Origin of the sequence: Methylocaldum sp. 14B, assembly GCF_002005105.1 — a bacterium.
Classification (GTDB): domain Bacteria; phylum Pseudomonadota; class Gammaproteobacteria; order Methylococcales; family Methylococcaceae; genus Methylocaldum.
In genome coordinates, this window is the sequence record NZ_MSCV01000019.1 from 72,926 (window position 1) to 84,943 (window position 12,018).

General features: G+C 60.1%; 7 protein-coding genes. 2 read left to right on the forward strand and 5 right to left on the reverse strand.

The genetic code is table 11. The features are described 5' to 3' along the window. The first annotated feature begins 294 nt into the window (after positions 1-294). The gene (locus B2A78_RS14775; protein WP_077730772.1) at positions 295-1,887 is read left to right on the forward strand and encodes a hypothetical protein; all 1,593 of its coding nucleotides are present in this window, start codon (positions 295-297) and stop codon (positions 1,885-1,887) included. Positions 1,888-1,904: 17 nt separating this feature from the next. Here the strand turns inward: B2A78_RS14775 and B2A78_RS14780 are convergent, their stop codons facing one another. Then, positions 1,905-2,387 (reverse strand): MEKHLA domain-containing protein, encoded by a 483-nt coding sequence (locus tag B2A78_RS14780; protein WP_240502539.1) that lies wholly within the window; start codon positions 2,385-2,387, stop codon positions 1,905-1,907. A 504-nt stretch (positions 2,388-2,891) separates the two neighbouring features. Here B2A78_RS14780 and B2A78_RS14785 point away from each other — a divergent pair. Beyond that, on the forward strand, positions 2,892-3,626 hold the full coding sequence (locus B2A78_RS14785) for a hypothetical protein (RefSeq protein ID WP_240502540.1): 735 nt from the start codon (positions 2,892-2,894) through the stop codon (positions 3,624-3,626). 29 nt (positions 3,627-3,655) lie between these two features. Here B2A78_RS14785 and fusA read toward each other — a convergent pair whose 3' ends face one another. From fusA to uca, 4 genes are all read right to left on the reverse strand, one after another. Further along, on the reverse strand, positions 3,656-5,710 hold the full coding sequence (gene fusA / locus B2A78_RS14790; RefSeq protein ID WP_077730773.1) for an elongation factor G: 2,055 nt from the start codon (positions 5,708-5,710) through the stop codon (positions 3,656-3,658). A 318-nt stretch (positions 5,711-6,028) separates the two neighbouring features. Next, the gene (locus tag B2A78_RS14795; RefSeq protein WP_077730774.1) at positions 6,029-6,325 is read right to left on the reverse strand and encodes a hypothetical protein; all 297 of its coding nucleotides are present in this window, start codon (positions 6,323-6,325) and stop codon (positions 6,029-6,031) included. 239 nt (positions 6,326-6,564) lie between these two features. Beyond that, positions 6,565-8,367 (reverse strand): allophanate hydrolase, encoded by a 1,803-nt coding sequence (atzF, locus tag B2A78_RS14800; protein ID WP_077730775.1) that lies wholly within the window; start codon positions 8,365-8,367, stop codon positions 6,565-6,567. Then, entirely contained in the window at positions 8,364-12,008 is a 3,645-nt protein-coding gene (gene uca, locus B2A78_RS14805; RefSeq protein ID WP_077730776.1) for an urea carboxylase, read from the reverse strand. Before uca ends, atzF begins: the two co-directional genes overlap by 4 nt. Positions 12,009-12,018: the final 10 nt, after the last annotated feature.

A 12,018-nucleotide genomic window follows, 5' to 3' on the forward strand; every position in this document is an offset into this window, starting at 1 on the left:
AGCCAAAGCGCATCGTGAACAAGTCTAGTCAATCCGGGGCGATTCGCTCGCGGCGGCGGTGTCCTCGTAGCGCATGGAACGTCCATCGCTATGCCGGAAAGGAGTTCCGGAATGGCTGTTCAAGGCCAGAATTCCCTCGGCTGAGGAATGCCTGCGCGATCCTTTGAAGTGCTCGATTTTGAGATCAAGATCTCAAACATATCGTAACGGGTGAATATACTCTCTACAGCCGAATTGTAAGAAGCCGACTTAGGGCTAAACTCAGGTAAAGTCACAAGTCCTATCTCTCGATTTATGGATCACGATCCGGCTCTGCCTTTCAAGCTCGATATCGAAGCGGCCTCGGTTTGGCTGGATGGATTGCCCGTGGCCAATATCCGTGAAAGCTGCCGTGTACTTTATCCGGTATTGCGGGCGTTGAACGCTTCCGCCATCGAGCCGCGCCTTCGTTTTGCGATCCTCGAGAAATGCCGAGCGACAGTGACGGGGCTTGATAAGGGGCTCCTGTCATATTTCCTTGACAAGCCTTTTCCATTGGATGGGAAGACACGGAAAATCGCCAGTCTCTGCTCCAGATTTCATAGCGAGCTGGCCGCGGGTTATAGGCAACTCGTGGAAGCGGAGACATCTACCGGCGTTTTTAATCCATCAGAGCAGGCTTTGATCATCGGGCGCGCATTCGAGTACTACGCCAACAGCCTTCTAAGATCTGCTCAGATTTATGAGGCGCAGCCCTCGGCTTTTTGGTCGTTCGTCTTCGGGCTTTTCCGGCTGGCGGAAGAGCGGGGACTCTGTCATTCGTCCCCGGACGACAAAGCCTTGGGAACGGTTTCCGTCCCCCTGTTCTTTAAGGTCATACTCTTGTTCGGGATAGCCGCTCCAAGTAGGCTCAGCCAGCAGGACATGCAGCGGCTGTTCGATTTTTTGGTGGCTCATGCGGATCTCGTGAGAATCGAGTCGACGCCCGTCAGTAATGGGGCGCGTGCCGTCTTGTGTTTCGATTTGTCGGTCGGTGTACCTATCATGCCGGTGCCCGCGCCTGCCCCGGTCGACAAGCCGGGTCTTAGGTTTTTGTTCATGGAACGCTTGCTCAATGAATTTCGCAACGAGATTCGGACGGACGGCAAGCCAGAGGAAAATCCGCTGGCCTTGGTTCTCCCCAGACTCGGCGATCGTCTGCCGAATCAGCCGGAACTGACCGCGCGGCGTGCCGCTGCCAGTTTGGGAGTCGAGGCAATCGCCGCAACAGTGGGCCGTATCGAGTCACGCCGAATCAGCGGCGCCTCCCAATCCCTTTGGTCGAACCTGGACCAACTCGAATTGGCGCCCCTGAGTTCGGATATGCGACCGGAGATTCTCGGCTCAAAGTCCACAGGCACTTTTGCCGCCGCGCTGGTTTCGGGTTCGGGAGCCAAGGACGAGAGCCTAGGCATTGGTTTCGGGGACATGCGTTCCGTAAAGGTCTACCGTAGCGAGCTTCCTGGTTTTTATATCATCGATTCCGGTGGGCAGGTCTTTCGCATAGGCGATCTGCTCGCATTAAACACCGACGATGAGATTATCCAGGTGGGGGTCGTGCGGGGCGGACAAATATACAACGGCCAGTTTTGCTACAACGTCGAACTGTTTGGAAATCGTCCGTGCTTTGTCCGATTTTTCGCCGACTCGCCCGGAAGCCGTGCGCATAAAGGTTTGTTGTTCAAAATGGGCACGGATGTGCCGGATAGTTTAGTCATTCCGCCTGTCAAGCTACGTTGCGGCGATACCGTCCTCGTGGAGGAGCAGGGAGAGAAAAACACCTTCCGAGTAGCCCGGCTTATCGAAGCCAATTCGAATTTCTGCCAAATAGCGCTTACGACACCCGAAGCGCCAGCATCTTCCGTTTGAATACGCCTCGCTCGCGCTCAGACGAAACTCCAATCGGAGAACCTCGCCGCTTGGCCGCAGTAGACGCCTCTGGCATCGAGCAGATTCCAGATGGTTGTGTGCTCGATCAAAAAGCGACGCCCGTGTTTCGAGATGCGAATCCCCCGATAATCCTCGATATAGCCGCGAGCGGCGACTTCGGCTAGAAGGCGTTCCCGATTTTCCTGGTTCTGGCGCTCGGCGGAAAGGCGCGAGGGAAACGCGGTAAATTCCTCCCACTCCATGCCGAACAAGCTCATCGCGGTTTGATTGGCGTAGTTGAAAACCGGGTCCTTGGCCGTATCATGAGAAAGCACCACGAACGGGGCGGAAAACAGATACCGCGCCGCTTCGTAGTGATTCATTCTCGGATCGACCAGCTCGCGCCCCGTCCAATGTCTATAGCTATCCCGCAAAATGGCTACGTGATCGGCCAAGAAACAGTTCTCTTCGCTGGGTTTGGGAAAAGCGGTCATGGACATGTACGGCTCTCAGGACGTAAATTAAGCCGCGCTTTGTAGGCGTAACCCGATTATAGCCCGTACCGAAGGCATTCCCGAATGACCGATAGCATCACTATTGCGACGGTGCCCGCTGGCACTGCCTGAATCGGCCGTTCGTCAAAAAAGAAGGACACCAGAGTAACAGGGGGAAATGGCTTTTGCGGTTAACGGAGGGATACAGTAGGCAGTTATGGAGAATATGTCAGCTGTCCCCTGGTGTCCGAAAGAAGAGGTTATGCAAAGATGTTAACGCAATGGGCGTGCCACGATTGAAAAATCAGTTAAAACAACGATATGCTCGTTTCGTCTGTGGGGTTGCAATCGGATTCGGGGCATCTGCCTCAATCCTGTGCGGGAAAACGCGCACCATACCTGTTCCGCCCGATCGGACATGCCTCGCGTTTCCACTGGAATTTGGCTCGGTCTGAAGTCATTGCGATGCGGAAGTACGGCGGTACCCTTGTCCATTGCTGCAGAGATGAAATGGGCCTCATCGAGGTTGTCGAAACCTGCGGCGTTCGCTCTCTTCATTTCGGCACCCATCCCAAACAGAGCGCCATGTCGCTCGCCGAACCCGATAAATTGGAGCTTTCTTATGCGAGGGCGATGCTCGCGGGACTTCTGTTCAAACCCGAGCCGCGCAAAATTCTTCTGCTGGGATTGGGGGGCGGTACGCTCGCGAGATTCCTGTTCAATCACTTCCCCGAATGCCGAATCGATGCAGTCGAGTGCCGACCGGCGGTCGCCGAGATCGCTTACGAATATTTCGGTCTTCCGAAGCATGCGCGACTCACCGTTCATGTTTCGGACGGAAACGAATTCGTCTGTGCCGAAGCCGACCGTCGGGAGGCGGAGTACGATCATATTCTGGTGGATGTCTTCGATCATCAAGGCCTTGCGGAGGCCGTAAATCAACAGGATTTCTTTTCGGCAAGCCGCCGGCTTTTGCACCCGGAGGGCATTCTCGCCATAAATCTGTGGGGAACGGAGACCCAGTCGCTGCGGCAGTCCATGGGACTGCTCAATCTTTATTTCGAAAGACGCACGATGCGCCTGCAGGTTCCCGGCCGGGGCAATGTGATCGGATTCGGTTTCGGAGAGCGACTCGAACACGCCGAGATCGCCGATCTGAAGCAGCAGGCGAAGACAATGGAGTTGCTCATGGGCGTCGAGTTTCCGCGTTTCTTGCGTCTGCTGTCCTATTCCGGCTGGCGGTGACGCGGCTTGTCTCGGTAGGTCAAGGGTTCTCAGTCTTCCGGACGAGGCTTGTATTGCCCCATGAGCTGTTGCTGAATCTGCGGCGATACCGGTTCATAGTGGCTGAATTCCAGCGTATAGGAACCCTGGCCGGCCGTAAGCGATTTGAGCCGTGAATGATAGCTGCTCAGTTCGGCCAGAGGCGCGCGGGCGGCGACCGTCGTCATCCCGCTTCGCGATGGCGCCGTGCCGGTAACCTGGCCGCGTCGCGACGAGAGATCTCCGGTGACATCGCCGATCGTCGATTCCGGAATACTGATTTCCACGTTGACCACCGGTTCCAGCACGATGGGTCGCGCTTTCGCCACGGCATCCTGGAAGGCCTTCTTGCCGGCCGCGACGAACGCCACTTCCTTGCTGTCCACCGGGTGCGCCTTGCCGTCGTAAACCACGACGCGGACATCCTGTATCGGGTAGCCCGCCACGGCGCCGGTTTCCAATGCTTGTCGCACGCCTTTTTCGACCGCCGGGATAAATTGTCCGGGAATCGCGCCGCCTTTGACCTCGTCGACGAACTCGAAACCCGCCCCCCTCGGCAGCGGTTCGATACGCAGGAAAACTTCGCCGAATTGGCCGGCGCCGCCGGTTTGTTTCTTGTGTCGGTGGTGCCCCTCGGCCGGCGAGGTGATCGTTTCGCGGTAAGGAATTTTGGGCGGATGAGTGTCCACTTCCAGCTTGTACTGCTGTTGCATTTTTTCCAGCACCCTTTGCAAGTGGAGTTCGCCCAGACCGTGCATCACTTCCTCATGAGTCGTGGCATCGTATTCCACGTCCAGGGCGGGATCTTCCGCTTCAAGCTTGTGCAGGACCTCGGATAACTTGTGTTCGTCGCCCCGGCGCTTCGGAGTGATCGCCAGACCAAACACTGCATGGGGAAAGTCGAGAGGTTTCAAGTGGATATGGTCGTCCTCGGGCGCATCGTGCAGCACCGCATCGAACTCGATTTCATCCACCTTGGCCACGGCGCAAATGTCGCCCGGTATGCACCGCATCGCGGGAACGTGCTGCTTGCCCTGGAGCATGAACAGATGCCCTGCTTTGAAGGGCTTGCGGGACTCGCCGATGAACAGTTGCGTATCGGGGACGACGGTGCCTTGATGGATGCGGAATACCGAGATCTTGCCGACATACGGATCCATTTCCACCTTGAATACATGAACCAGCGCATGCTTGGACGCATCGGGTTCCGACCGGAACGGCACGGCGTTCTTGCGCTCGGTGCTGGATGGCCAGCGTTCGAACAGGGGCGGGTTGCCTTCCTTGGGATTCGGCAGCAGTTTTACGAATGCGTCCGCCAATTCCGGAACACCGACGCCGGTGCGGGCGGAAACGAAACAAATGGGAACCAGGTGGCCGTTGCGTAGCGCCTCTTCGAAAGGGGCGTGCAAGGTTTCGGGAGCGATCTCCCCCTGTTCGAGGTATTGCGTCATGAGCTCTTCATCGACTTCCACCACCTGATCGATCAGCGCGCGATGGGCTTCGGTCGGTGACGAAAAATCGGTCCTGCCGTCCCCGTTGAAGAAGCAATCGATGACCCGTGTACCTTTGTCGGCAGGCAAGTTGATCGGGAGGCATTCCTTGCCGAAGGCATCGCGAATCTCATTTACGAGTTCCGGCAGGTTCAGATTGTCGCCGTCGATTTTGTTTACGACGATCATTCGACACAATCCTCTTGCCTGGGCCCATTGCATCATCCGGCCGGTGGTGAATTCGATGCCGTTGGCGGCGTTGATGACCACGGCCGCGGTTTCGACCGCATCCAGCGCGCACAAGGCTTGGCCCATGAAATCGGGATATCCCGGAGTATCCAAAAGGTGAATGCGGGTAGCTTTGTGGTCGATGTGGGTGACGGCGAGTTTCTGGGAATGCTGATGGGCTTTTTCGAGCGGATCGTAGTCGCAAACAGTGGTTCCTTTCTCCACACTGCCCGGCGTATTGATCATTCCCGTCTTGTAGAGCAGTGCTTCGACCAGCGTCGTCTTTCCCGCGCCCGCGTGTCCGACCAGTGCGATAGTCCTGATGTCTTCGGTCGAGTATGCGTTCATATCCGTCCTCACTCTCGCGATTTGGGGGTTGAGTTCGAGTGTAGGGGAGTAGGAGGGGTGAGTTCAAGTTAGCTTATGTTCTCAAAATGGACCTGAGTTTCGCCGATTCGACCTTGAGAACTCGGCGGTTTCTCGTACGGCAGAAATATGCTGTTCACGGCGGCGCTGATCCGATCTCCTTGAAATCTATCGGTTGGTGCGGATGCTTGATTACAGCGCGCAAGGAAAAAATGTCTGTGTTACCTGTCCTTTCTTGCCGGCATTGATTCTTCCGTCGTTCCTCATATCGGTTTCAGTGCAAGAATTGCCGATCGATTGCTAATCACACCGATAAGCAGCGCCATCGGCTACGCCATTGAGCACTCCGAGCTCCTTGAAGCTTTTCCAGACCACATGTGTGGCGCTGATCCCGTCGGCCTTCTTCAAGGCCCGAACCTTTGCCGCTTGCCGCCAATTCATGTCCTTTCCGTATCCCGAAGTGCCTTTTACATTGGCGATAAATCGGCAATCCTCCACGTCCGGTTGGAAAAGCTCTTTCGGTTCGGCATTTGAATCGCCCGTGGAAATTCCAACGACAACGAGTGCCGCGATGACGCGGAAAGCGATAGACATCATGACGACCTCCTCCGGCAAAGAATGGCAGCGGTTGACTCCCGATCTTCAAAGCATGTGCGTAAAACGCTAATGAAGAACTCTTGACGCATCAAGCTGCAACTTAGATTTAAAGGGCGATGCAGGGTTCGCTTGATGTTTGCCGAATGGGGCACCGGCAGCGTTATGCCGCATGCATTGGGAGCAAGTCGTCGTTGTTGAAACTGCGGTAAGAAAACAATAGGAGCCCGTTTGGCTCGTGCCTAAGCCGGGTCACGACTTCTCAAGTAGCTTTTCCACCCGCCGTGCCCGGTGATGTCAAGCGCGTCTGCCACCGCATAGGCTTCGCAGAGGAAGCCTTGCACGCATTCGCCGTCCGCGAGTTCCAGAGAGCCTATCCCTAAGGGGGCCGGGATTTCCGCGACAAAGCCACCGAATTCCGCCACCGGCAGCTCCCAGACCTCGACTTCGATGGCGGCACCGGGCGCTTGCCGCAGCAGCCCGGGACGCTTGCCGTCCGGAAGGGCGTAGAGGCGATAGCTGCTTGCCGTGCGGGCGCTTTTGACTAGCTGCCCGCCCCGGCGGCTCAGTTGTCCGTTGAGCGGGAGCCCGGACAAATGGGCGCCGCAGACGGCGATCCGGACATGGCCCGGTTTTTCCCGCTCGGGTTGAGAAGAAGGCGCCGGCAAGGGCTGGCCGGTGGCGCCCATCGGCAGTCCAGCGGCGTAATGCAGCCGTTCGGCCAGATTCAGAAGGGCGTGATCGCTGCCGGCCGGAGCGAACAGCGTGACGCCGAACGGCAGGCCGCCCGGCTTGAACCCGGCCGGCACGGCGACGGCGGCGAGGCCCAGGAGGTTCATGAAGTTGGTGTAATAGCCGAGATTGCTGTTGAGCCGAACGGGATCGGCCTCGACCTCGGCAGTCCGGTAGATCGTTCCCGTGGTCGGCGTCAGGATGATGTCCGCTTGCGTCCAAACCTCCTCCGCGGCCCGCTTTAGGGCCATGAGGCGATGGAAGGCGGCGAAGGTATCGCTCGCCGAGTAGTGCTTGCCGCGCTCGATGATCGTGCGTGTGACCGGGTAGACGGCATCCGTGTCTCTTTCCAGCAGATCGCGTATGGCCAGATAGCGCTCCGCGACCCAGGGACCTTCGTACAACAGGCGGGCCGCTTCGAGAAACGGGGCAAAATCGATCTCGGCTCTTTGTCCTCCAAGGGCTTCCAGCCGTTCCGCGGCGGCCGCGAACAGCCGCTCAGCGTCCTTGTCGCCGAAGAATTCGAGTTGATCGGGCCGCGGCACTCCGAAACGGAAGCGCTCGGCAAACTGCGGCCGTGCCGTTCGATCGCTTCGGGCGTAAGGATCGGACGGGTCGAATGTCGCCGCCACCCGGAACACCCGCCGCGCATCGCCTGCCGTCAAGGCGAATATGGAGATGCAATCCAGCGAACGGCAGGCCGGCACGACGCCCGAGGTACTGATGAGGCCGGGCGTTGGTTTGAGCCCGACGAGATTGTTGAATGCCGCCGGCACCCGCCCGGACCCGGCGGTATCGGTACCCAGGGCGAAGCTCACCCATCCCTTGGCCACGGCCACCGCCGAGCCCGAACTCGAGCCTCCCGAGATATAGTCCGGATCGAAGGCGTTCGGGCAGGCGCCATAGGGCGAACGAGTGCCGGTGAGGCCGGTCGCGAACTGGTCCAGGTTGGTCTTGCCGATGGGAATCGCGCCCGCCTCGATCAGCTTCCGGACGGCGAAGGCCGATTGCTCCGGACGGTAGGCGTAGGCGGGGCAGGCGGCGGTGGTCGGGGTTCCCGCCAGGTCGATGTTGTCCTTGATGGCGAAGGGAATGCCGTACAGGGGCAATTCGGCCGGCGAGCGCTGCTCCAGCGCATGGGCATATCGCAGGACTTCATCCGCCGGCAGACGGTAGATCCAGACGGGCTGCCCGTGTTCGGCGTCCATCCGGGCGAGCAGGCCTTCGATCAATCGGACCGGCGTGATACGGCGCTGGCGGTAGGCCGCCGACAAGGTTTCGATATCGAGACTCGCCGGAAAATTATCGGTCATTGCTTATCCTCCGTTTGCAGCACGAGCAGGTCTTGCCCGGCGGCCACCGGGCCGCCTTCGGTGCAGAAAACGCCCCAGACGGTGCCGGCGGCCGGGGCGTGAATGTGAATCTCGGTTTTCATGGATTCGACGATCACCAGGAGATCGCCGGCCTCCACCCGGTCGCCCGTCCCCACCGCGATTTTCCAGACGCTGCCGGCCACATGGGACGCGACGGCCCGGGCGTCGGGCGGAAGATCGAGTTCGGTATCCGCCGCCGCTTCGGCCACGGCATGATCGTCGGCAAAACTCCGTTCCGAACCGGCCCAGCGTTCCCGTTCCGCCTCGAATGCCGCCTGCTGTTTCGCCTTGAATGCGGCGATTTCCTCCCGATGGGTCTCCAGAAACCGGTTGTACTCCGTGAGGCTGAAGGTTTCTTCGCGGATGTCCAGCTTCAGGCGTCCCCGGATGAAATCCTCGCGGTAGCGCGTCAGTTCGTCCGCCGTGACCGGGAAGAAGCGGATCTGATCGAAGAAGCGCAGCAGCCAGGGTTTGCCGTCCCGGAAATCGGCGGTTTGACGATAGCGGTTCCACATTTGCACGGTGCGCCCCACGAACTGGTAACCGCCCGGACCTTCCATGCCGTACACGCACAGGTAGGCTCCGCCGATGCCGACCGCGTTTTCCGGCGTCCAGGTGCGGGCCGGGTTGTACTTGGTCGTCACCAGCCTGTGGCGCGGGTCGACCGGCGTCGCCACCGGCGCGCCCAGATAAACGTCGCCCAGTCCCAGGACCAGATAGCTGGCGTCGAACACGATCCGCTTGACCTCGTCGATGCTGTCGAGGCCGTTGATGCGGCGGATGAATTCGATGTTGCTGGGGCACCAGGGCGCATCCTTGCGCACCGATTGCATGTACTTTTCGACGGCGAGCTCAGTGGACGGATCGTCCCAGGAGAGCGGCAAATGGACGATGCGGGTCGGCGTTTCCATGTCGTCTATGGCCGGCAATTCGCTCTCCGCGGCTATGAGCACATCGAGCAGCCGTTCCTGCGGGATCGCGCGATCATCGAAATGGACCTGGAGCGAGCGGATGCCCGGTGTGAGGTCGACGATGCCGGCGATGCTCCGCTCCTTCAGCCACTCCATCAGGGCGTGAACCCGGAACCGGAGATTCAAGTCGAGAACCGGCGGACCGTATTCGATGAGCAGGTTGCAATCGCCGGACCGGCGATAGACCGCCGTGGGACAGGAGTCCTCGCCGGACCTTTCGTAAAGCACCGGGCTGCAGAGTGCGCGCGGATTGTCCCCGTGAAGTGTCGTCTGTCTTCGCGGTTCCGCCCGCGTAACAGTGCCGCCGTCGCCGATGCGGGACAGGGAAGCGTCGATCTCGTCCGCCAGTGCGCGGGCCTGGTCCGGGGTGACCGGCCGGAAGCGCACCGTATTGCCGGGGCGGAGTTGCCCCAGCTTCCACAGCTCGGCCTGGACGATCGTGACCGGACAAACGAAGCCGCCGAGGCTGGGGCCGTCGGGGCCCAGGATGACCGGCATGTCGCCGGTAAAGTCGACGGCGCCGACGGCGTAAGCGTTGTCGTGAATGTTCGACGGATGCAGCCCCGCTTCGCCGCCGTCCTGCCGGGCCCATTCGGGTTTTGGGCCGATCAGACGGATTCCGGTGCGGCTGGAGTTGTAGTGTACCTCCCAATCCGTGGCGAAGAAGGTTTTGATGTCGCGATGGGTAAAGAAATCCGGTGCGCCGTGGGGCCCGTAAAGCACACCGATTTCCCAGGCGTCGGTATAACTCGGGATCAGGTCCGTCGGCGGCCGAATGCCCGTCTGCGTCGTTGCGGCCGGCTTTTCTAGATGCAGCACATCGCCGGTGCGGAGTGCGCGTCCGGCATGGCCGCCGAAGCATCCAAGCGTGAAGGTCGATTTGGAGCCCAGATAATCGGGCAGGTCGAAGCCTCCGGCGACCGCGAGATAGGCGCGGCAGCCGTGGCCGTCGACCGGGCCGATATGGAGGACTTGCCCCGCTCTGACCGAATGCGCGGTCCACAGGGGCAGCGGTTCGCCATCCAGTTCTGCGCGCATCGCGGCGCCGCACAGCGATATCAGCACGTCGCAGTTGAACCGCAGGGTCGGCCCGGTGACGGTCAATTCGAGCGCCGCCGTTCCTTCGGCGTTCCCGACCAGCCGATTGGCGATTCGGAAGGCGAGGGCGTCCATGGGGCCCGACGGCGGCACCCCGACGTCCCAGTAACCGAGCCGGCCAGGATAGTCCTGTATCATGCTTTGGGTACCCGGTTCCAGCACTTCGAGCGTGCGCCGGCGATATTCGAAACCGGCGAGATAACCCGTGGTCTGGCTGCCTTCCCGGAATACCCGGTCGTCCGCGATCTGGCGAAGATAATCGAGGTTGGTTTCGATCCCGGCGAGCCGGGTTTCGGCCAAGGCTTGTTTTAAGATTGCGATGGTGCGGTCGCGATCGGCGGCGTGCACGATCAGCTTGGCCAGCAGGGGATCGTAGAACGCGGGCACCTCGAGTCCGCGTGTTAACCAGTGATCCGTCCGCACGCCTTCCGGAAACGATACTTCGGTGAGGAGCCCGGAAGACGGCTGAAAATTCTTGCCGGGGTCCTCGGCATAAATCCGAACCTGTATCGACGAGCCTTCGGGCCGGTGCCGATAGCGCTCGAAAAACGCCCGTTCGCCCGCGGCCAGTCGAATCATCCATTCCACCAGATCGACACCGGCGACCGCTTCGGTGACGCCGTGCTCCACCTGCAGGCGGGTATTGACCTCGAGGAAATAGAATTGGCCCGTCGCCGCGTCGTATACGAATTCCACCGTGCCCGCCGAGCGGTAATTCACGGCGCGCCCCATGGCCAGGGCATGCGCATAAAGCCGTTCCCGCACCTCGGGACTCAAACCCGGCGCCGGCGTTTCCTCGACCACCTTCTGGTTGCGGCGTTGCAGCGAGCAGTCCCGTTCGCCGAGATGCAGAACGCCCCCTTGTCCATCGCCGAAAATTTGCACTTCGATATGGCGGGCGCGTTCGACGAATTTTTCCAGATAGAGCCCGGTGTCCTTGAAATTGGCGGCGCCGAGGCGCTGAACCGAGTCGTAGGCATCCACGAGTTCGGATTCGCTCCGGCACAATCGCATGCCAATCCCTCCGCCGCCCGCGGTGCTTTTCAGCATCACCGGAAAGCCGATGCGTTGAGTCTCGGCCAGAGCGTGCCGCACATCGGACAGGAGTCCGGTTCCGGGCAGCAGCGGAACGCCGTTCGCCTCGGCGATTTCGCGCGCCGTGTGCTTGAGTCCGAATCTTCGGATTTGCTCAGGCGTCGGGCCGATGAAGGCGAGCCCGCGTTCGGCGCATGCCTCGGCGAAAGCGGCGTTTTCGCTCAAGAAGCCGTAACCGGGATGGATGGCCTCCGCGCCGCTGCTTCGCGCCGCATCGAGGATGCGGTCGATGCGGAGATAACTCTCGGCGGCGGGCGGCGGGCCGATGCAGACGGCTTCATCGGCTTCTTCCACGTGACGGGCGTGGGCGTCGGCCTCCGAATAAACCGCCACGCTGCGGATTCCCAAGCGGCGCAGGGTACGTTGAATACGGCAGGCGATCTCGCCGCGATTGGCGATCAATACCTTGTCGAACATCGGTGTTCTT